Source organism: Beijerinckia sp. L45, from assembly GCF_009765775.1.
Lineage (GTDB): Bacteria > Pseudomonadota > Alphaproteobacteria > Rhizobiales > Beijerinckiaceae > RH-AL1.
This window is the reverse complement of record NZ_LMUU01000274.1, coordinates 37,718-58,658: the sequence shown is the minus strand read 5'-3', so window position 1 is coordinate 58,658 and position 20,941 is coordinate 37,718. Positions and strand designations below refer to the sequence as shown.

Below are 20,941 nucleotides of genomic sequence, written 5' to 3'. Positions count from 1 at the left end.
CTTCATGCCGATTGATACTCACAGGCCCGGCGTGGCGCCGCATGGCCGACCCGTTGCGATCGTCGATATCGGGTCGAACTCGGTGCGCATCGTCGCCTATGACATGCTCGATCGGGCGCCGGTGCCGATGTTCAACGAGAAGGCGCTCTGCGCCCTCGGCAACGGCGTCCTGACGACGGGCAAGCTGGCGAAGCAGGGCATCGAGAAGGCCCTGGTGGCGCTGCGGCGCTTCCGGGTGCTGAGCGAACTGATGGGCATCACCCATCTCTATGTGATCGCGACCGCCGCGGCGCGCGATGCGACCAACGGCGCCGAGTTCCTCGACGCGGCGCGTCAGGCGCTGGGCGGCGCGCAGGTCACCCTGCTGTCGGGCCCGCGCGAGGCCGAGCTCAGCGCGCTCGGCGTCATCTCTGGGGTCTATAAGCCGGACGGCATCGTCGGCGATCTCGGCGGGGGCTCGCTCGAACTGATCGACATTCAGAACGGGCTCATCGGACGCGGCGTCAGCCTGCCGCTCGGCGGCCTTGCGCTGATGGACATGTCCGGCCGCTCGCCGAAAGCTGCCGTGAAGATCGCGCGCGACGCCTTCGCCAAATGCGACACGCTGAGCACCTTGCAGGGCCGCGCATTCTACGCCGTGGGCGGCACCTGGCGCGCCTTGGCCAAGCTGCACATGGGGCAGCAGCACTACCCGATGTCGGTCATGCACGGCTACACGCTGGCGGCGCGCGAGGCGTCCGAGCTCGTCGACCTCGTCGAACGCATCGATGCGAACGCGTTGCCCGCGATCGAGACGGTGAGCGCCGCACGGCGTCCGCTGCTCGCCTACGGCGCGGTCGTCCTCGACGAGCTGATTCGGCGCGCCAGGCCGAAAGAAATCATCATCTCGACCTCGGGCGTCCGTGAGGGGCTTCTGTTCGAGGCGCTCGACGCCGAAACGCGACGCCAGGATGCGCTGCTCGTCGCCGCGGGCAAGCTCAATACGCTGCTGTCGCGCTCGCCAGCCTTCGCCGACGAGCTGATCCACTGGACGGCCGCCTTCGTCGCCTCGGCGGGGCTCGACGAGAGCGACCAGGATCGCCGCCTCCGCGAGGCCGCCTGCCTGCTGTCGGAGGTGAACTGGCGGGCGCATCCGGACTATCGTGGCGTGCAAAACTTCAACATCGTCGTCAGCGCGCAGCTCCCGGGCGTCGATCACGACGGGCGCGCGTTCCTCACCCTGGTGACGTCATTGCGGCACGTCGGCCTCGACGAGGCGGACGCGCCCGACAGCGCCGCGTTCCTGGCACCGCGTCTGCTCGAGCGCGGCCGCGTCCTCGGCGCCGCGATGCGGGTGGCGTCGTTGCTGGCCGCGGGCATGCCCGGTGTTCTGTCGCGCACGCCGATGCTGTGCGTCAAAGGCAAGGTGACGATGATCCTGCCGCCCGATCTCCGCGACCTGATGAACGATCGCCTGCAATCGCGCGTCAAGCAGGTCGGCAAGACCCTCGGTGGGCGCGAGCCCGTTGTCGCGGTGGCGGTTTAAGTCCGCACCCATCCGTCGTCATTGCTTCGCTTGGTTCGCAATGACGACAAGGATGGCTGCTAAACCGCCGGCTCGGCATGCTCCTGCCATTCCAGCGTAACCACCTTGCCGCGCTCCAGCGTCAGCGCCAGCCGGCCATGCTTGAGCTCCAGCGCCTTGGTGCCGAACAGGTCGCGCCGCCAGCCCGACAGGGCCGCCACGTCGGCGCGGTCGTCCGTCGCGATGGACTCCAGGTCTTCCACCGTGGCGATCATCTTGGCGGCGACGCCATGGGCTTCGCTGACCTGGCGCAGCAGAACCTTCAGCAGCTCCACCGTGGCCCCGCCGCCGTTCGAGCGACGGTCGCGCTCGATCTTCGGCAGCGTCTTGGGATCGCGGGCGAGGCCGCGCTCGATCGCCGCCAGAATGTCGATGCCGGCCTTGGAGCGCTCCATGCCCTTCGGAAAGGCGCGCAGATCGGCCAGCGCCTCGGCCGAGCGCGGGGCGGCGAGCGCCACCTCGATCATGATGTCGTCCTTCAGCACGCGCGAGCGCGGCACGTCGCGGCCCTGCGCCTCGGCCTCGCGCCAGCCGGCGAGCTCCATCAGGATCGCGAGGTCGCGCGGCTTGCGGGCCCGGTTGCGGAAGCGCTCCCAGGCCTGGTCGGGATGCTGCTCGTAGGTTGCGGTCGAGGTCAGGACAGCCATCTCGTCGGCCAGCCAGGACATCCGGTCTGTCGATTCGAGCTTGGCCAGCAGGAAGCGGTAGATGTCGCGGAGATAGGTCACGTCGGCGATGGCGTAGGTGACCTGCGCGTCGGAGAGCGGCCGGCGCGCCCAGTCGGTGAAGCGCGAGGACTTGTCGAGCGCCACTTTGCACACGGTCTGCACGAGGTCGCTGTAGGAAATCTGGTCGCCGAAATTGCAGACCATCGCCGCGACCTGCGTATCGAACAGCGGGGCAGGGATCATTTTCCCGAGGTTCCAGAAGATTTCGATGTCCTGGCGCGCGGCGTGGAAGACTTTGACCACCGCCGGGTCGGCCATCAGGGCGAACAACGGCGCGAGGTCGATGCCATCGGCCAGAGCGTCGACCGCGACGGCCTCGTCGATCGAGGCCAGTTGCACCACGCAGAGCTTTGGCCAGAACGTCGTCTCGCGCAGGAATTCCGTGTCGACGGTGACGTAGGGGTGGGTGGCAAGGCGGTGGCAGACGTCGCTCAGGTCCTGCGTGGTCGCGATCAGCTTCATCTAGTCTTTCAAAGGAGACGTGGTGCTCCGGTTGTTTCGCCGGGAATTGTGCGTCAGGCAAGCGTGCGCCCGCAAGGGGATTCCCTCTACGCAGCCATCGTCGATGTCGTTCTTGCTTAACCACGACCTCTCGGCACCAGCGGCTACTTGGCGAAGAGCTTGGCAAAACCCAGGAAAAGTCCGGCTGTCGCGACGAAATTGAACGCGATCGCTGTAACGATCCACCGGACGAGATCGACCTTCAGCTCCAAAATATCGGACTTTGTTGCAGCTTTAAATTCAACCAAATCTGCCTTGGTCGCGCCTTTCAGCGCCACGATTTCAGCTCTTAGTTCTTGAATACCGGCCTTTGTAGCGATCGTATCATAAGCGCTAGTTGAGAGCGCCGACGCCAAAGCGTCCGCCTGTTCGGGCGTGAAGTCTGATCTAAGCAATTTGGATAGTTTCAAAGTGTCGAAGATCAGGGCGGTCATGACTGAAGCTCCTGTCTTCAATCTAGGGCTTTTGCAAAGAAAACGCCACGAGCCGTCGCGGGCGTCTCACCACGGCGGCGCCCGCCGCGCCGGCTCCCTTGACAGACGCCGCCTCGCATGCGGTTCTCCCGCCGCTTTTGGCGCTTTCGTCAAACCGCGCGATAACGCGCCGAATCCTTTGCTAAAACCATGACAGTTGGACCCATGCATCGTTACCGCTCGCATACCTGTGGCGCCCTGCGCGAGACTCAGGCCGGTGAAACCACGCGGATCTCCGGCTGGTGTCACCGCATCCGCGACCACGGCGGCGTGCTGTTCATCGATCTGCGCGACCACTACGGGATGACGCAATGCGTCGTCGATCCGGAGTCGCCGGCCTTTGCGGCGGCCGAAAAGCTGCGCTCGGAATGGGTGGTGCGGATCGACGGCAAGGTGCGCCTGCGCCCCGTCGGCACCGAGAACGCCGACATGGCGACCGGCCAGATCGAGGTCTACGTCACCGCGATCGAAGTGCTCGGGCCGGCCGCGGAGCTGCCGCTGCCGGTGTTCGGCGACCAGAACTATCCGGAAGACATCCGCCTCAAGTACCGCTTCCTGGATCTGCGCCGCGACAAGCTGCACCAGAACATCATGCTGCGCGGCCGTGTCATCGATTCCATGCGCGCGATGATGAAGGGGCAGGGGTTCTTCGAATTCCAGACGCCGATCTTGACTGCGTCGAGCCCGGAAGGCGCGCGCGACTACCTCGTGCCGTCGCGCATCCACCCCGGCAAATTCTACGCGCTGCCGCAGGCGCCACAACAGTTCAAGCAGCTGATCATGGTCGCCGGCTTCGACCGCTATTTTCAGATCGCGCCGTGTTTCCGCGACGAGGACGCGCGCGCCGACCGCAGCCCTGGCGAGTTCTACCAGCTCGATATCGAGATGAGTTTTGTGACGCAGGAGGACGTGTTCGCCGCTGTCGAGCCTGTCCTGCGCGGCCTGTTCGAAGAATTCAGCGGCGGCAAGCCGGTGACCCAGAAATTTCCGATGATCACCTATGCCGACGCGATGCTGACCTACGGGTCGGACAAGCCGGATCTGCGTAACCCGATCCATATCGTCGACGTCACCGCGGAATTCTCGGAAGAAGCGGTTACCTTCAACGCCTTCAAAAACGTTATCAAGAAGGGCGGCGTCGTGCGCGCCATTCCGGCGCCGGGTGCCGGCAGCCAGCCGCGCTCGTTTTTCGACAAGCTGAACGACTGGGCGCGCGGCGAGGGTGCGCCGGGGCTCGGTTACGTGATCTTCGAAGGCGAAGCCGGGGCGCTGACCGGCAAAGGCCCGATCGCGAAGTTTTTGCCGGCCGACGTGCAGGCGGCGATCGCGGAAAAAGCCGGACTGAAGAGCGGCGACGCCGTGTTCTTCGCCTGCGATCTCCCGGAAAAGGCCGCGAAGCTCGCCGGCGCCGCGCGCCTGCGCATCGGCACCGAGCTCGGCGTCACCAAGGTCGGCGGCTTCGAGCTCTGCTGGATCGTCGACTTCCCGATGTATGAGTGGAACGAGGACGAGAAGAAGATCGATTTTTCGCATAATCCCTTCTCGATGCCGCAGTTCGATCACGACGCCTTCCTCGCGCTCGACCCGGCCGACACCGACACCATCCTGAACATGAAGGCGTTCCAGTACGACATCGTCTGCAACGGCGTGGAACTGTCGTCCGGTGCGATCCGGAACCATCGGCCGGACACGATGAAGAAGGCCTTCGCGCTCGCGGGCTATGACGAGACGGTGCTGGAAGAGCGCTTCGGCGGCATGTACCGGGCGTTCCAGTACGGCGCCCCGCCGCACGGCGGCATCGCGCCGGGCGTCGACCGCATCGTCATGCTGCTCGCCGGCGAAGAGAACCTGCGCGAGATCGTGTTGTTCCCGATGAACCAGCGCGCCGAGGATCTTCTCATGAGCGCGCCCTCGCCGGTGACGCCGAAGCAGCTCCGCGAGCTGCATATCCGGTTGAATCTGCCGGAGGCGAAGAAGGCGGAGTGATCGCGAGTTATCGGAGTTAGGGCAACGCGTGACCTTCCGCGTCTCTTAAAGATTGGCACGCCATGGCACTCTATGGCCGAGATCGTTATCCTCCGGGTTTCCAATGGGATCCGGCGAAGTACGACGCCAACCTTGAGAAGTGGAAGATCCGCTTTGAGCATGCAGCGAAAGTCTTCGCAGATCCTCTGTGTGATGAGCAGATCGACCTCCGCATGGACTACAATGAGTTGCGGTTCGTAGCCGTTGGCGAAGTTGACGGCGATCTTCTATATGTTGCTTTCACGCTCCGCGGCGAGGATGACGAGGTCACGCACATCATCTCGGCGCGCCGCCTTCTTCCTGCAGAACGCCGAGCCTATGCTAAGGTGCGATCCGGGTCGGATTAGACGGACATGACCGAAGACGAGATGATCTTGGCTGCGATGAACGATCCTGACGCTCGTCCGATGTCGGACGCGATGTTGTCGGTGTCCGACGCCCAGCGGCGGCTCGAGCGGTCGCGGCATCATCGCGTCGCTGCAGCGGAAGCACTTGCGCGCGACTTGGCGGGCGTACGCGACCAGCCGTCGATTGCGGCCCATGAGGCTGCGAAGTCCAAGGCTCCGGCTGATGCGATCGGTAAAGATGAAATCATCGCCACCCTCAGAGCTGCCGAGCTCGAATTGCGGGCTGTCGGCGTGATTCACATTGCGCTGTTTGGATCGGTCGCACGTGACGAGCAAGGCGCAGGCAGTGATATCGACATCATGGTGGAGATCGATCCCGCTGCTCGTCTAGGGCTGTGGGAATACGCCGGTGTCGTCTCCTCGTTGGAGGATATGTTCCCGGTGAAGGTCGATGTCGCCAACCGCGAAACGCTCAAACCGCACGTTCGACCGTCCGCCGAGCGAGACGCGATCTATGCTTTCTGAGGCGGCCAAAACGGCGCTGGTCGATCTCCGCTACAATATCGTCCTTCCCACCGCTTTCATCGAAGGCTTCGACCTGGATAGCTTTAAAGCTGACCAGAAAACGTTCTATGCCGCCACGCGAGCACTCGAAATCATATCCGAAGCGAGCCGCCGTCTGCCGAACGATCTCAAGGCTCGTCACTCACATATTGAGTGGCTGGACATGCGAAATGCCGGCAACAAATATCGGCACGAGTATGATGACGTGGCTCCGACGCTGGTATGGATGACGATACAAGAAAGTCTGCCACCCCTTCTAAAGGCCGTTGAGTCTGAGCTCGTTTAGCGACAAGCCGGCTCAAGCCAAAGAGATCACAACCCATGACCGCACACATCAAGCCGCAGAACCTCGTCAAAGGCGCCACCGCCGATTGGGAGATCATCGTGGGCCTGGAAATCCACGCGCAGGTGACGTCGAATTCCAAGTTGTTCTCCGGCGCCTCCACCACCTTCGGCAACGAGCCGAACAGCAACGTGTCGCTGGTCGATGCGGCGATGCCGGGCATGCTGCCGGTGATCAACCAGGAATGCGTGGCGCAGGCCGTGCGCACCGGCCTCGGCCTCAACGCCAAGATCCACAACCGCTCGGTGTTCGATCGCAAGAACTACTTCTATCCCGATCTGCCGCAGGGCTATCAGATCTCGCAGTACAAGGATCCGATCGTCGGCGAGGGCGTGGTCATCGTCGATCTCACCCCGACCGAGCAGTTCGAAGTCGGGATCGAGCGGCTGCATCTGGAGCAGGATGCCGGCAAGTCGCTGCATGATCAGTCGGCCACCGAATCCTTCGTCGATCTCAACCGCTCCGGCGTGGCGCTGATGGAGATCGTGTCGAAGCCCGACATGCGCTCAGCCGACGAAGCCAAGGCCTATGTGACCAAGCTCCGCACCATCATGCGCTATCTCGGCACCTGCGACGGCAACATGGAGCAAGGCTCGCTGCGCGCCGACGTCAACGTCTCCGTACGCAAGGTCGGCGATCCGCTGGGCACGCGTTGCGAGATCAAGAACGTTAACTCGATCCGCTTCATCGGTCAGGCGATCGATGTCGAAGCACGCCGCCAGATCGGCATCATCGAAGACGGCGGCAAGATCGACCAGGAGACGCGTCTGTTCGATCCGTCGCGCGGCGAAACGCGCTCGATGCGCTCCAAGGAAGAAGCGCACGACTACCGCTATTTCCCCGATCCCGATCTGCTGCCGCTCGAGTTCGATCAGGCTTTCGTCGACGGTCTCAAGGCCGCGTTGCCGGAACTGCCGGACGCCAAGAAGACGCGCTTCGTCGAGGCCTATGGTCTGTCGCCCTACGATGCCAGCGTGCTCGTCGCCGACAAGGACAATGCCGATTTCTTCGAAACCTGCGTCGCCTTCGGCGGCGTCAAACGCGACGCCAAGATTGTCGCGAACTGGGTCAACGGCGACATCGCGGCCTATGCCAACTCGCAAGGTCTGGCGGTGTCGCAGACGCACATCACGCCGGCGCAGATTGCCGGCCTGGTCGATCTCATCGGCGACAACACGATTTCCGGCAAGATCGCCAAGGACGTTCTCGCGCTTCTCATCACCGACGAACGCGACGGCGATCCCCGCGCGATCGTCGAAGCGCGCGGTCTGACGCAGGTCACCGATACCGGCGCGATCGAAGCGGCCGTGGATGCGATCATCGCCGCCAATCCGCAGAAAGTCGAACAGGCGAAGGCCAAACCGAGCATGCTCGGATGGTTCGTCGGGCAGGTCATGAAGCAGACCGGCGGGCGCGCCAATCCGCAGAGCGTCAACGACATCTTGAAGCAGAAGCTTGGGATCTGAGCCGGGCGCGTCCGCGAATCAGTCGGAAACGCGCGCGATATTTCCGCTGAAGACAAGCGTCGAGGCAGATCGGCGCTTGTTTCTGCGCTTGTTCACATGATTATTTAGAACGATGGTTATCGAGATGCACCGGTGTGTCGAACGGCACGGCGCCGTCGCTCGGCTCATAAGGGGACGCTCCGCAAACTCGTCCGCTATCAAACCACATTCTCTAATCGATAAATGGCCTGATGTCACCGGCGGCAGCCGCCGTTTATCCTGCTAAGAGCCTGTAATTTATTGGTTATTTGAAATCGAGCCTGTGGTCTGGCTGCGCTCCCGCAACTGTTCTGTTCGGCTTCTGCTTTGCTGCCGTTGTCGACAATAGAGACCGCGCTTCCTGCAAGCATCGAAGATCCCAATCCCCTTTTGCGGCAACGCAGCGGCTTCGTTCGTCGCGTGGGCCCGGTGTTTTCGCAGCACAAAGGCAACACCTTCGGCGTTCACCACTTGCACGGGCAAGCAAGCGCGCTACGCTTATTTTGCCTCGTCGCGCAAGAACATATGTGCTGCAGATAAACTAAAGGGGATTAGCTATGGTCAAGGCGACTACGAAACGAACGCCCGCGGCGAAACCCGCGGCCAAGACAGCGGCCAAGACGACAACCAAGACTCCGGCTGCGAAGGCGAAGACCGCCAAAACAACGGAAGCCAAGAAGACCGCAAAGCCTGCGGCGAAGGCCACCACGGCGCGCAAGACCGCTGCACCGAAGACCGCGGCGCGTCGCGCTGCGCCGGCACGAACCGCAGTGAAGGCGGCAACGGCCAAGCCGAAGACCGCAGCCAAGACCGCGGCGCGCGCAACGACAAAGACGACGACCCGCAAGGCTGCCACCAAGACCGCCGCGTCGAAGTCCGTCGCCGCGAAGAAGGCCGCGCCGAAGACCGCAGCCAAGCGCGTCGGCGCGAAGGTCGCCAAGCCCGTCGTCAAGGCGACGCGCGCCAAGGCCGCCGTGAAAAAGACCGCAGCGAAGGTTGCGCCGAAAGCGACCCGCAAGGCTCCGACCGCCCGCGCCGCCGCCGCAAAATCGGCGACCTCCAAAGCGGTTGCCAAGAACACCGCTGCGCGCCGGACATCGGCGAAAACGACTCCTGTGAAGACGGCGACCAAGCGCGCTGCGCCCAAGGCCGTCGCGCCGAAAGCTGTTGCGCCGAAGGCCAAGGCGCCGCGGGCCGCTGCCAAGAAGGCTACCCCCGAGGTCGCGACGGAAGTCGTAGCCAAGCCGGCACGCAAGACGGCGACGCGCAAGCCGAAGACCGAGACGGCGCCGAGCACGACGCCCGAGCAGGCCTGAGTTTTTCGAACGCTCTCCGCTTTGGTGGCATCACCGAAGCGGAAAGAGATCGCTCTTGCTTGGTTGATGAAGCGGATAGTCGGTCGCGAGAAGAAACGGCGGGGGCAGTCCGGCCGGCGTCTTCTCGCTGCCGGCTATCGTTGTTTCGAGCCCTCGGCGCTCGACGCCTTGTTGGCGGCGTTCGTCAGGCAGGCGGCGGCAAACACCCGCCAGATCTTGTCCGCCGCTTCGCCCGACATTTTCATCGCCTGCCATTCGACGCCGCATTCATGCATGCGCGCGCGCGATGCGGACGGCAGCACGTAGGGGTGACCGAGATTGCCCTGCGTGGTCTTTTCAGCGGCGATGTAGGCTTCCGGGGATGTGGCGACCGGCGCCGGGCGTGAACCGGTTTCGGCTTGCGCCGCCAGCAAGCCAGGCACGCCGATACTCATCACCATCAGGCCGCAAAGGCCAAGCCGACCGCTTCGGGCGTGGCCGAAGCGCAGCTGTGACTTGTTTGGGTCCATGAGTAACGTCAGGCGCACGCTCTGGCGTCTGCGGTCACTTCTTCGCGGTGTCTTTTTTAGCTGCCGGGTGAGCCGCCTTTGCGCCCTTGGCGGCCGGTGCGGTCGCCGCAGTCGCGGTCAACGTCGGGTCGCCGCCGGGCACTTCGGCAGCGCGTGTGAAGGTCTCTGTGCCGCAGAGAAAGCCGAGGATGCAGCCGCGGACGTCTGCCGTGTCGTTCGGCTCCTTGACCGTCTTCACCGTAAAGGTGACGTCGTAGGTCTTGCCGTCGTCGGCGTTATAGGCCTTGCCCTTCCAGTGATCGTCCGCCGGCGTCATGCCGGTGAAGATCTCCGTGCCGATCATCGGCTGGATCTGCTTGGTCTTGTCCGGGTTCTTGGTGTCCAGCATCGGCTTGCCGTCCGCGCCATTCGGATCCTTCAACCAGACGACCGAGCCGCAGAACGTGGGCTTGCACGGCTGGAACTTGATGATCGATTCCTGCCCCTTGGTGTACCAGAGGCCTTCCGGCGAAATCGGATCGGCGAAGGACGGTACGATTGTCCCCATCATAGCCATCGTTGCAAAGCTCGCCCCGAGAACGAGGGTCTTCACGGGGAAGTCAGCGAGGCGAGACCGCACGGTCTGGGACATTTCCGTTCTCCGAAGGGCTTTGATGCCCTGCTTCTTTGAAATCGTTTGAGTCGTGTCGAAGCCGGTATTGGCGGAGACGGAGGGATTCGAACCCTCGATAGGGCTTTAGGGCCCTATAACGGTTTAGCAAACCGCCGCCTTCAGCCTCTCGGCCACGTCTCCGTAAAGCCCGAAAGCGACACATTTAAGGTGCCGCCAGAGGCGCGACGAGATATGCCCCAGCAGCGGAGTGATGGCAAGGGCGGTTCGCGGGCTCTGTCCCAACACAGGGCGGCCCTGCCGCCACTGTGACCCGAATGGTACTGACGCGGGGCTTGAAGGGCGCCGCCGCCAAAGGGCTTTGCCGCCCGCTTTCGCCTCGCGTAGAAAGGCGAAATTGGCTTTCCCCATGTCGACCGCGGCGCTCAGGGCTCTGGCGCCGGTCCGGCGTCTTGCAGGTGTGGCCCCGAAGAGTCCTTTGGATGTCTCGTCGCCCGTCGTTCGCTCGCTTCCCCGTCGTGGCCGTGTTCGCGGTTTTCACATTGGCGTGCGGTGACAAAGGCGCGGCGTCATCGGCCGGTCTTCTGGTCGCGGACGGGCAACGCGACGGCGGTTCGAAATCGTGGTCGAGCGCCGGGCGCCGTCTGGCGACAGCCGCCGGTCTTTTTGCCGCGCGGCTCGACCCCCTGACTGCGGCCTTTGCCTTTCTGCCGGTCCGGACCGTCCTGGTTCTGAGCGTGCTCGTCGACAGCGACCTCACCGATCACGAAGCGGGACAGATTTCGCGCCAGGATACGCTGTGGTTTCAAGCCGGGTCCGGCGAGGACGGGATGACCTATCTGGAGGGGAGCAATCTCGCGCCGCCCAAGTGGAGCGGCGCGTTTCCGTCGATCGCGGGTCCGCTTGTCCCGCCGACGGACCAGACATCGGCAGACCCCAATCGGTTTACCTTTCAAATCGGTCGGTAAGGCCGAGGGCCCTCGATCGGTTGTTGCGCGGGCGTCGATCGGCAATAAGAGCGAAATGCTTTCCAGGCGTTTGGACGGGAATGCGGCGATGAACCGACACGTAGGACGACACGTCCGTTCGGCCGAAGCCGCAAAGCGTCTCGTGCTTCGATGAGTCACGACGTGGTCACCGCGCATGAAGCCGAACCGCCCGTCGGCGACGACGAGACGCAGGATGTCGGCGACGATGACCGTCCGTCCGATCTCGTGGCCGATGATCGGCTCGCGATGCTGGACGTCCCGCCCGCGATCGCCCGACGGTTCGGCATGCTGCTGCCCGTCGTCGTGATATCGCTTGCCGTGCATTTTGCCCTCTTCGCCGTCTTCGTGCTTCTGGTGAAGGAGCCGCCGCCGATTTCCGAGCAGCAGGAGACGCCCGTCGAGATCGTCCAGGAGCCGCCGCCGAAGGCCCCGGAGGTCAAGCCTGAGCCCAAGAAAGAGCCGCCGCCTGCCGCCCCCAAGCCGGACGAAAAACCTGCCGCCGCCGAACCGCCGAAGCCGCCCGAGCCCGCGAAAACCGAGCCCGCAAAACCGGAGCCCGTGAAGCCGGAGGCGCCGAAACAAAGCGAAACCAGGCAGGAGCCGGCAAAGCCCGCTTCCGCGGCGCCAGAGAAACCGGTTCAGGCAGCACCCGAAAAGCCGCCGATGGCGAAGCCGCCTGCCGCGCCGCAACCCGAGCCCGACAAGGCGGCGGAGGATGCCGAAGCCTTGAAATCGCTCCAGAACGAGCTCGCCGCGCTGAAGGCGCAGGCCGCCGATCTGCGCGCCCAGGCGGCGCTGCATCCGCAGGCCGACAGGGCGCTCGGCCTGTTGCCGGATTCCTTTGCCGCCGTTGCGGTGCCGAACCTGTCGGATGATGGCGAGAACCCCGTCACCTACCAGCAGGCGGTCTATGGGCTGATTGCCAAGGCGAAAAAATCCGGGCGCGTCTTCGTGCCGGGGGTGGCGCATGTGGTTTTCAACATCGGATCCAAGGGGGAGCTGCTGGACGTCACCCTCGACCATCCCAGCGGCAACGCCATCGTCGACGAGGAAGCCGTGGCGATCGTCCGCCGCGCCGCGCCGTTTCCGCCGCCGCCACCAGGCGCACCACGCAGCTTTCCGGCCTACATGAGTTTCGTCGCCGACCAATAGCGTACCCCGGCGAGGCGGAACCTTGCCCCGCACGCTCCGTTTTCGAAGCAAGACGAAGGCTCCGAATCGAGGTCGTGTTATGAAGAGAAATGCGCTTTTGTTGGCCGCGTTCTGTGCGTTCTGCGGTGTCTCGCTCGACGGCGCTGCGGCAAGACAGCACTATGCCGCGCGATACTATCAGCCGCCGGTGGAAGACCCCTATGTCGATCCCGCGCCGCCAGCCGGGTTCGTTTTCATGCGTCATTCGGAACGCTGCGAATATCCGAACGGCTGGAACACCAGCGACTTCAGCCGCAATCTCAACGGCGTGCCGCGCGACCCCCAGGAGCTGCTGGCGACCGGGTGCGGCTCCTACGTGCCGCTGGCCGACTGAAACGCATAGCAAATGAGGCGAACCGTAAGCGCGGGCCTGGGGACAGGCACCGCGCTTTTTCGTAGACATCCGCCGATCGGGCGCCCCATGGGACTTTCGACCGATTGCCGCGATCACGGAACCGTGGACCCTAGCGAGGGAGCGGCGTTAAGTTTGCATAGGCGTCGGCTGCATCTTTTGGGGGACTAGCTGCGATGAAGTCGAGCCGTATGACACTGTATATCGTCGGGGCCATGGTCCTGGGGATTCTGGCGGGTGGGCTCATCCACACCGTCTATGCCGATCCGGCCACGCAGAAATCCATCGCCAGCTATATTTCGATCGGCAGCATGATCTTCCTGCGCCTGATCAAGATGATCATTGCACCGCTCGTCTTCTCGACGCTCGTCGTCGGGATCGGCCACATGCAGGATGCGGGCGCCGTCGGCCGCGTCGGTGGCAAGGCGATGCTGTGGTTCGTCAGCGCCTCGCTGGTCTCGCTGACGCTTGGCCTGATCCTGGTCAATTTGTTCGGCCCGGGCGAAGGCGTCCACAAGGTCATCAGCGGCGTGAAGTCCGGGATCGACGCGCATGCGATGACGCTGGACGGCTTCATCAAGCACGTCTTCCCGGATTCCGCGATCCGCCCGATGGTGGATAACGAGATCCTGCAGATCGTCGTGTTCTCCATCTTCTTCGGCGTCGCCTGCGCCTCGATGGGGGCGAAGGCGTCACCGGTCCTGGTCGCCGTCGAGTCGCTGTCGCACATCATCCTGCGCGTCACCGGCTACGTGATGAAGCTGGCGCCGCTTGCGGTGTTCTGCGCCATGGCCGCGACGATCTCGACCAACGGTCTCGGCATCCTGCTGAACTACGCCAAGTTCATGGGCGAGTTCTACTTCGGGCTCGTCTGCCTCTGGATGATCCTGGTCCTGGTCGGCTTCGTCATCCTCGGACCATCGGTCAAGAAGCTGGTGAAGCTGGTGCAGGAACCGTTCCTGCTCGCCTTCTCCACCGCCAGTTCCGAAGCCGCCTACCCGAAGATGCTCGAGCAGCTCGCGAAGTTTCCGATCTCGACCAAGATCTCGAGCTTCGTGCTGCCGCTCGGCTATTCCTTCAACCTCGACGGCACGATGATGTACTGCACGTTTGCCAGTATCTTCATCGCACAGGCCTATGACATCCCGCTGAGCTTCGGCACGCAGATCGCGATGCTGCTGACGCTGATGCTGACGAGCAAAGGCGTGGCCGGCGTGCCCCGCGCGTCGCTGGTCGTGATCGCGGCGACGCTCAGCCAGTTCAACCTGCCGGAAGAAGGGCTGCTGCTGATCCTCGGCATCGACACCTTCCTTGATATGGGCCGCTCCGCGACCAACGTCATCGGCAACTCGCTGGCGACGGCGGTCGTCGCCAAGTGGGAAGGCCAACTCGTCACCGACGGAGAGACCGCCGAGACGATCGGCGAAATGGAAGCGCTGCCGGCATGAAGCTCACATCTTTTGTGACGGGACTGACGCTCGCCGTTTTGGCGGGCGTCACGGCCCACGCGGAGGAGGGTGTTCTGACCGGCACCCTTAAGACGATCCAGGAACGCGGGACGATTTTGATTGGCTACCGGACGGCGGCGATTCCGTTCGCCTTCCTCAACAAGGGCGGCCAGCCCGTCGGCTTCTCGCTCGACATCTGCCACGGCATCGCCGCCGACGTAGCAAAAAAGCTGAACCTCGATCTGGTCGAGGCGGACGCGCCGGACTGGCAGAAGGGCGTGCGCATCACCTACGTCCCCGTCGCGCCGGACGAGCGCCTGCCGAAGGTGATTGCCGGCGCCGTCGACCTCGAATGCGGTTCGACGACCGCCAATGCCGAACGCGCCAAGACCGCGGCCTTCTCGCCCGTCTTCTTTCTCGCCGGCGTAAAGCTGATGGTGCCGCTCGCACCGGCCGGCGGTGGGACCGCTGCCGCTTCGTATCGCGACCTCGCCGGCAAGCGCGTCGCGGTGAGCAAGGGCACGACTACCGACACGGTGGTGCAGCGCGTCGCCAAAAGCGTGTCGCCGCCCTTCACCGTCATCGAGACGTCGAACACCGACGATGCCTACGCGATGCTCGTCGCCGGCACGGCCGATGCTTTTGCCTCGGACGACATTCTGCTGTCGGGCTTCATCGCCGCCAAGCCGGAAGGGCACAAGTTCGCGGTCGTCGGCGACTATCTGTCCTACGAGCCCTACGCGATCATGTACCGCAAGGATGATCCGGCGTTTGCCGATCTCGTCCAGGCGAGCTTTCAGCACATGGCAGAAGACAACGTGCTGAGCCTGCGCTACCGCCGCTGGTTCCTCGACCAGATCCCGTCCGGCGAGACGCTGGGCTTGCCGATGAGCGCACAGCTGTCGGAAATGTATCGCGCGTTGGGGCAGCCGGACTGACCACCGCTCTGCGAGCCGTCGTCATAGCGAGCCGAAGGCGAAGCAACCCAGCGGCCGCTGCTCCTAAAGCAGCGCGCTTGCCCCTGGTTTGCTTCGCTCCGTTCGCAATGACGCCCCCTAATCATTCGCCGCCAAAAACGCCTCGATCCGCGTCATTGAGGCTTCGTCCGCTAACAGCGGCGCATGGCCCTGGCCCGGCACGAGATGGGTCTCGCAGCCATCCCATCGCGCCGCCATCGCCGCGGTGGTCGCGACCGACAGAAGGTCCGAGTTTTCCCCGCGGATGGTCAGCACGGGAAGCCCGCGCAAGGCGTCGAACTGGTCCCACAGTGCCGGCAGCGGCTTGGTAAGATCGAAGCTGTCGAGGAGATGCGCGAGCGCGGGATCGTAGCGCAGGCCGAGATGCGCTTCGTCCGTGCCGAACGTCGTCGTGGCGAAGAGATGCCATTCCTCGGGGCTCAGCGCCGTGAAATGCAGACCGGCCCCGATCTTCAGGAGCTGGATGGCTTCGCGGAGATCGCGCGGATGGACCTGGCGCCCGACATAGGTCTTGATCCGCGCGAGGCCGTCCGGCTCGAGAACCGGGCCGATGTCGTTGAGGATCACGGAGCGAAACAGCGCCCGATGCGGCGCTGCCATCGCCATGATGTGCAGGCCGCCGCGGGATGTTCCGAGAACATGGGCCTGGTCGATCCCGCAGAGCGCGAGCCCGGCGAGAATATCGGCGCGCTCCGTCGCGAGATCATAATGCCGCCAATCCGGGTCATGATCGGAGAGGCCGCGCCCGCGATAGTCGAAGGCGATCACGCGCCTCGGCACGGCCGCTTTGAAGGCGAGGTTTTGCGCGAGCGGGTCGAAGTCGTCGGCACTGCGCGTCAGCCCGGCCAGGCAGACCAGCGGGGTCGCCGGAACCGCGCCGGGATCATAATCCCGCAGGTGCAGCCGCAGACAGTCGGCTGCCGCGTAATACCGGCTTTCGCCGCCTGCGCTCGCCATCCCGTTTCCTCTCGGTCGAGGGCCCGGTTTCGAGCCGCCATCCCCAAAAATCCCGCTTAGAATGCGTTAACGCAACTCTTAAAGCGTCCGTTAATGCAAATGGCTCAGGTTCGGGTTTGACTAAAAGGCCCGGGATTTTGTGCAATGGACGTTAACACCCACGCTGCCCATCCCCTGGTCCTCATCGTCGATGACGAACCTCTGCTGCGTTTGATGAACGCCGACATGCTTACCGACGCCGGGTTCGACGTCATCGAGGCGAGCAACGCCGACGAGGCGCTGGCGCTGCTCGATCAGAACCGCGACGTCCGCGTGGTCTTCACCGATGTCGAGATGCCGGGCCAGATCGATGGTTTCGCACTGGCCGATCGGATCGGCCGCGCCTATCCGCTGATCGGCGTGGTGGTCACGTCGGGTCGCCGCATCCCGTCCCCGAGCTTCAACGCGGCCGCGCAGCAGTTCATTCCAAAACCTTATTCGCTGGACCACGTCGTGCGCCTGATCGACACGTTCGTCGAGCGCCAGCGCTGAGCATTCTGCCTCTCCGCCGATCAATCGAAGCGTGAAACCCTAAAGCTTCGCCCGCCCGTCGTTGCCGGCCAGCGCGGCTTCGCTCTTCGCGGCCTCGTCCGCAAAGCGCGCCTGATACATCGTCACGTTGGCCATCACCCGCTGCACATAGTTGCGCGTCTCGGTGAAGGGGATGCGCTCGACCCAGTCCACCGCGTCGACGCCGGGGTTGCGCGGATCGCCATAGGCGTTGATCCACTCCTTCACCCGCCCGCCGCCGGCATTGTAAGCGGCGAAGGTGAGAATGTAGGAATTGCCCTGTTCCGCCATCAGCGCGCCGAGATGCGCCGCGCCGAGCTGCGCGTTGAACGCGGCATCCGTCAGCAGGCGCGTTTCGTCAAAGGGCAGGCCGGCGCGAGTCGCGGTGCGCTTCGCCGTCGAGTCGATCATCTGCATCAGGCCCTTGGCGCCGGCGCCGGAGACCACAGTGGAGTTGAAAGCGCTTTCCTGCCGCGCCACCGAATAGACGACGGAGGCCGAGGCGGAATTCACCAGCGGCTCGAAATGCGGGATGCCGAACGTCGGAAAGGCGAGCGAGTCGACCGGCATGCCGCGCAGCGCCATCATCTTGCCGATGGTCAAGGCGAGATGCGCGTCCTGCTGGCCGTTGATGACCTTCGCCAACGCGGCGACCTGGGCATCGTCCTTGATATTTTGCGCGGCATCGGCGGCGAGCGCGTAGGCGGAATCCTTTTCGCCGGCGGCGTAGAGGATCTCGATGACGCGAACTGCCTCGGCGCGGTCGGTGCCTTTGGCCGCGATCGCGGGCGCCTGGACCACCTCGGGCTTGAGCCCCAGCGCGATACGCGCCAACTGCCCGTAATAGGTCGAGGTTTGTTGCGCGGCTTTTTCGTAGAACGCCTTGGCGCGGATCAGCGCGTCGGGATCAGTCGCGTTTTCCGTCGCGCGACCTTGCCAGTAAGCCACGCGGGCCAGTGACGTCGGCGTTTCCGCATATTGCGCGGCGGTCGCGAAATGCCTGGTCGCCGTCACCGGGTCGTTGAGAAAGCGCAGCGCAATCCAGCCGGCATGAAACTCGGCTTCGATCCGCGCTTCCGTCGATTGCGCGGAATGGCCGGCGCAGATCCTGTATGCCGTCTGCGCGTCGCCGGTGTCGAGAATCTTGCGGGCGAGCAGGCGGCGCTCCGTCCACCACTCGTCGCCGTTGATCAGGATGGCAGGATCGCGCGGCGCCGCCAGCATCGCGGCCGCCGCTTCCTTGAGCTTGTCCGAGCGCCGCAGTTTTTGGATCTGCGCCAGCAGCAGGCCGGGGTCGTTGCGTAAAGGTGCCGGAACCGCCGCGATCACCTTGTCGCTCGGCGCCTCGGCGATTACCGCCGCACGCGCCTTTGCCAGGGCGACGACATCGGGGCCGGCGAGAGCCGCGACGCGCATCGCGGCGCCGACGTCCTCTTTGTAGAGCAGGCGGTCGGCGCGGTACTTGTAGTCCGCCTTCTGCAGGTCGCTGCCGTAATCCGCCTTGAGCTTCGTTTCGAGGAAGGATGTAAGGTCGGATTCGCGATAGAGCGCGCGGATCATGCGGACCGCATCGGCGGCGTGACCATCGGCTTTCCAGGCGCGCGCCAGCGCCATCTTGCCGAGCGGCGTCTGCGGCGGGCTCGCGGCGAAGAAGGAGCGGATCACCGCCGTGTCCTGCGAGCGGAACAGGCGCGCTTCGACCTGATGGCGGAACCAGGTCTGCGACGGCCAGTCCGGATGCGCCGTCGTGAAAGCGGTCAGGCGCTCCATGCCGATCTTGCCGGAAACGATGCGCAACGCCACCCATTCGAGCGCGGTCTGGACGATCGGGTCGCTGGCGTTGCGCGCCGCGGCGTCGCCGGCGGCGAGATCGCCGGCGCGGTAGGCGGTCAGCGCGTCGCGGATCGGGGCGGCCTCGAAGCCGAGTTCTTTCAGTCTTTCGGTCGCGACGGCCGCGGCAAAAGCCTGGTTGAGAACGCTCGCGGCCTGGACGGCATTGAGCGTGCCGAGGATCGGCGCGGTTGCCACGACCTCCGGCGGTGGGGCCGAGGCGGTCCGGATCGGCGGCGCCGAATCGTGGCTGGGGAGATGCAGCCGGCCGACGAGGTCGTGGGTCAGATCGGCGACGCGACTGGCGCCCTGGCGAATATCCCAGAAAATGTTGGTCCAACGCGGCAGTCGGCCGTCGGCAACCCGCGATGGCGCGATGGCGCACAAGCACAGAGCGCTTACGCCGAGAAGCATCCAACCACGTCGTTTGCTGATCATGCCTCGTCCATTGTGGTCGCCAGACGGGAAAGAGCTTGGCCCAACTTGGTTAACCAAATCTTTACGAAATCCGCCCTCGGACGCTTGGGGAAGGCGCGCGGCCTGACGGCGTCCGTGTTGCGTTCCGCTGCCGAGCCGCTATGTCTCTTGCGCAACGAACTGGCTTTCCCTTGATGAAGCGTTTCGCGCGACCGGAGTGAGTCGCCGGCGACGACGCTTCGACTTAGGTCTGAGAAAGCCTGAGGAATGCGGCGCCCTTTGGGCGGCCTCGGAAGGATCGGGTATGGCAACAGGTGCGAGGTTTGGCGGATCGATTACGGCGTTGGTCACGCCGTTTCGCTCCGGGGCGCTGGACGAGTCCGCGCTGCGCGCTTTCATCGAGTGGCAGATCGAGAATGGGACGCATGGCTTCGTGCCCGTCGGCACGACCGGCGAAGGCCCGACGCTGACCCACGCCGAACATCGCCGCGTCGTCGAGATCACCGTCGAGCAGACCAAGGGCCGCGCCGTCGTCATCGCCGGCGCCGGGTCGAACAACACCCAAGAAGCGCTCGAGCTCGCGCAGTTCGCCGAGTCGGTCGGCGCCGACGGCCTGCTCGTGGTGACGCCCTACTACAACAAGCCCTCGCAGGAGGGCATGTACCAGCACTTCAAGGCGATCAACGATGCGGTCGGCATTCCGATCATCATCTACAACATCCCGCCGCGTTCGGTCGTCGACATGTCGGTCGACACGATGCGCCGGCTCTATGAATTGAAGAACATCGCCGGCGTGAAGGATGCCACCGCCTCGCTCGCGCGCACCGCGCTGCAGCGCAGCCTGCTCGGGCCGGACTTCATCCAGCTGTCCGGCGAGGACATGACGGCGCTGGCGGTCATGGCGCATGGCGGCCACGGCTGCATCTCGGTCACCTCCAACGTCGCGCCGCGGCAGTGCGCCGCCATGCAGGAGGCCTGTCTCGCCGGCGACTTCAAGGGCGCGCTGGCGATCCAGGACCGCCTGACGCCGCTGCATCAGGCGCTGTTCGCCGATCCCAACCCCGCGGGCCCGAAATACGCCTGTTCGCTGCTCGGCAAGATGGAAAACGAGGTTCGCCTCCCCATGTTGACGGCGACGGAACCGGCGATGAAGGCGGTTCGCGAGGCCATGGTTCACGCCGGTCTGCTGAACGCGTGAGCCGAGTTTTTAGGATGAGTTGCGGTGGCGCCTAAGCCCGAACGCCTGTTCAAGATCGCGGCCGACAACCGGCGGGCGCGATACCACTACGAGATCGGCGAAGTCTTCGAGGCTGGGATCATGCTCGTCGGCACCGAGGTGAAAGCGCTGCGCACCGGCAAGGCGACGATCGCGGAAAGCTATGCCTCGGTCGACCGCGACGGCGCGGTCTATCTGATCAACGCGACGATCCCCGAGTACAATCAGGGCAACCGCTTCAACCACGAGCCGAAGCGGCACCGCAAACTGCTGCTGCATGCGAAAGAGATCGCCAAGCTGGCGCATGGCGTCGAGCGCGACGGCATGACCATCGTGCCGCTGAAGGTCTATTTCAACGATCAGGGCCGCGCCAAGATCGAGATCGCGCTCGCCAAGGGCAAGCAGCTGCACGACAAGCGCGAGACGGAAAAAGCGCGCGACTGGAATCGCGAAAAGAGCCGGCTGCTGAAAGAGAAGAACTAGCGCCGTCTTTGCGAGCACCGGGTCCGGCAGTCCGGCCCGGCCCCGCCCCGCTGCTTGCAGTGACGGAG

General features: G+C 64.3%; 21 protein-coding genes and 1 tRNA gene. 15 read left to right on the top strand and 7 right to left on the bottom strand.

Annotated features, from left to right (window positions below):
* Positions 1–4 precede the first annotated feature (4 nt).
* A complete protein-coding gene (locus GSQ79_RS28035) occupies positions 5–1,525 on the top strand; it encodes a Ppx/GppA phosphatase family protein (protein ID WP_158812028.1) in 1,521 nt (506 codons plus the stop codon).
* 59 nt (positions 1,526–1,584) lie between these two features.
* Here GSQ79_RS28035 and rnd read toward each other — a convergent pair whose 3' ends face one another.
* Together rnd and GSQ79_RS28025 are read right to left on the bottom strand one after the other, a co-directional pair.
* A complete protein-coding gene (gene rnd, locus GSQ79_RS28030) occupies positions 1,585–2,754 on the bottom strand; it encodes a ribonuclease D (RefSeq protein ID WP_158812027.1) in 1,170 nt (389 codons plus the stop codon).
* A 143-nt stretch (positions 2,755–2,897) separates the two neighbouring features.
* Positions 2,898–3,227 carry a hypothetical protein gene (locus GSQ79_RS28025; RefSeq protein ID WP_158812026.1) on the bottom strand — a complete coding sequence of 110 codons (330 nt, stop codon included), beginning with the start codon at positions 3,225–3,227 and terminating at the stop codon, positions 2,898–2,900.
* Between the two features lie 204 nt (positions 3,228–3,431).
* On the opposite strand from GSQ79_RS28025, the gene aspS reads away from it, so the two are divergent.
* The 6 genes from aspS (at position 3,432) to GSQ79_RS27995 (ending at position 9,345) form a co-directional block, all read left to right on the top strand.
* The gene (gene aspS / locus GSQ79_RS28020) at positions 3,432–5,252 is read left to right on the top strand and encodes an aspartate--tRNA ligase (protein ID WP_158812025.1); all 1,821 of its coding nucleotides are present in this window, start codon (positions 3,432–3,434) and stop codon (positions 5,250–5,252) included.
* A 62-nt stretch (positions 5,253–5,314) separates the two neighbouring features.
* Positions 5,315–5,638: a BrnT family toxin gene (locus GSQ79_RS28015; RefSeq protein WP_158812024.1), complete on the top strand. Its 324-nt coding sequence runs from the start codon at positions 5,315–5,317 to the stop codon at positions 5,636–5,638.
* A gap of 6 nt (positions 5,639–5,644) precedes the next feature.
* Positions 5,645–6,163: a nucleotidyltransferase family protein gene (locus GSQ79_RS28010; protein ID WP_246725637.1), complete on the top strand. Its 519-nt coding sequence runs from the start codon at positions 5,645–5,647 to the stop codon at positions 6,161–6,163.
* Positions 6,153–6,488 carry a DUF86 domain-containing protein gene (locus GSQ79_RS28005; RefSeq protein ID WP_158812023.1) on the top strand — a complete coding sequence of 112 codons (336 nt, stop codon included), beginning with the start codon at positions 6,153–6,155 and terminating at the stop codon, positions 6,486–6,488. The genes GSQ79_RS28010 and GSQ79_RS28005 overlap by 11 nt, the downstream gene beginning before the upstream one ends.
* A gap of 35 nt (positions 6,489–6,523) precedes the next feature.
* Complete coding sequence (gene gatB, locus GSQ79_RS28000) at positions 6,524–8,011, top strand: Asp-tRNA(Asn)/Glu-tRNA(Gln) amidotransferase subunit GatB (protein ID WP_158812022.1); 1,488 nt, start codon at positions 6,524–6,526, stop codon at positions 8,009–8,011.
* A gap of 575 nt (positions 8,012–8,586) precedes the next feature.
* Complete coding sequence (locus GSQ79_RS27995) at positions 8,587–9,345, top strand: histone (protein ID WP_158812021.1); 759 nt, start codon at positions 8,587–8,589, stop codon at positions 9,343–9,345.
* A gap of 134 nt (positions 9,346–9,479) precedes the next feature.
* Here GSQ79_RS27995 and GSQ79_RS27990 read toward each other — a convergent pair whose 3' ends face one another.
* The 3 genes from GSQ79_RS27990 to GSQ79_RS27980 form a co-directional block, all read right to left on the bottom strand.
* Positions 9,480–9,758, bottom strand: a complete 279-nt coding sequence (locus tag GSQ79_RS27990) for a hypothetical protein (protein WP_158812020.1) — start codon at positions 9,756–9,758, stop codon at positions 9,480–9,482.
* Positions 9,759–9,888: 130 nt separating this feature from the next.
* Positions 9,889–10,485 (bottom strand): DUF2147 domain-containing protein, encoded by a 597-nt coding sequence (locus GSQ79_RS27985; protein WP_158812019.1) that lies wholly within the window; start codon positions 10,483–10,485, stop codon positions 9,889–9,891.
* Positions 10,486–10,553: 68 nt separating this feature from the next.
* Positions 10,554–10,647: transfer RNA gene (locus tag GSQ79_RS27980), tRNA-Ser, on the bottom strand.
* A gap of 299 nt (positions 10,648–10,946) precedes the next feature.
* On the opposite strand from GSQ79_RS27980, the gene GSQ79_RS27975 reads away from it, so the two are divergent.
* The 5 genes from GSQ79_RS27975 (at position 10,947) to GSQ79_RS27955 (ending at position 15,382) form a co-directional block, all read left to right on the top strand.
* A complete protein-coding gene (locus tag GSQ79_RS27975) occupies positions 10,947–11,432 on the top strand; it encodes a hypothetical protein (RefSeq protein ID WP_158812018.1) in 486 nt (161 codons plus the stop codon).
* A 150-nt stretch (positions 11,433–11,582) separates the two neighbouring features.
* Positions 11,583–12,605 carry an energy transducer TonB gene (locus tag GSQ79_RS27970; RefSeq protein ID WP_158812017.1) on the top strand — a complete coding sequence of 341 codons (1,023 nt, stop codon included), beginning with the start codon at positions 11,583–11,585 and terminating at the stop codon, positions 12,603–12,605.
* A gap of 79 nt (positions 12,606–12,684) precedes the next feature.
* Positions 12,685–12,978: a hypothetical protein gene (locus tag GSQ79_RS27965; protein WP_158812016.1), complete on the top strand. Its 294-nt coding sequence runs from the start codon at positions 12,685–12,687 to the stop codon at positions 12,976–12,978.
* 194 nt (positions 12,979–13,172) lie between these two features.
* Complete coding sequence (locus GSQ79_RS27960) at positions 13,173–14,444, top strand: dicarboxylate/amino acid:cation symporter (protein ID WP_158812015.1); 1,272 nt, start codon at positions 13,173–13,175, stop codon at positions 14,442–14,444.
* Positions 14,441–15,382, top strand: coding sequence for an amino acid ABC transporter substrate-binding protein (locus GSQ79_RS27955; RefSeq protein ID WP_158812014.1), 942 nt, complete (start codon positions 14,441–14,443; stop codon positions 15,380–15,382). The genes GSQ79_RS27960 and GSQ79_RS27955 overlap by 4 nt, the downstream gene beginning before the upstream one ends.
* 117 nt (positions 15,383–15,499) lie before the next feature.
* On the opposite strand, the gene GSQ79_RS27950 is transcribed toward GSQ79_RS27955, so the two are convergent.
* The gene (locus GSQ79_RS27950) at positions 15,500–16,378 is read right to left on the bottom strand and encodes an alpha/beta fold hydrolase (protein WP_158812013.1); all 879 of its coding nucleotides are present in this window, start codon (positions 16,376–16,378) and stop codon (positions 15,500–15,502) included.
* 144 nt (positions 16,379–16,522) lie between these two features.
* Between GSQ79_RS27950 and GSQ79_RS27945 the strand changes: the two genes are divergently transcribed.
* A complete protein-coding gene (locus GSQ79_RS27945; RefSeq protein ID WP_158812012.1) occupies positions 16,523–16,909 on the top strand; it encodes a response regulator in 387 nt (128 codons plus the stop codon).
* A gap of 39 nt (positions 16,910–16,948) precedes the next feature.
* Here GSQ79_RS27945 and GSQ79_RS27940 read toward each other — a convergent pair whose 3' ends face one another.
* Entirely contained in the window at positions 16,949–19,195 is a 2,247-nt protein-coding gene (locus tag GSQ79_RS27940) for a lytic transglycosylase domain-containing protein (protein WP_246725636.1), read from the bottom strand.
* A 283-nt stretch (positions 19,196–19,478) separates the two neighbouring features.
* Between GSQ79_RS27940 and dapA the strand changes: the two genes are divergently transcribed.
* Positions 19,479–20,372, top strand: coding sequence for a 4-hydroxy-tetrahydrodipicolinate synthase (dapA, locus tag GSQ79_RS27935; protein WP_158812011.1), 894 nt, complete (start codon positions 19,479–19,481; stop codon positions 20,370–20,372).
* Positions 20,373–20,396: 24 nt separating this feature from the next.
* Positions 20,397–20,873 (top strand): SsrA-binding protein SmpB, encoded by a 477-nt coding sequence (gene smpB, locus GSQ79_RS27930; protein WP_158812010.1) that lies wholly within the window; start codon positions 20,397–20,399, stop codon positions 20,871–20,873.
* Positions 20,874–20,941: the final 68 nt, after the last annotated feature.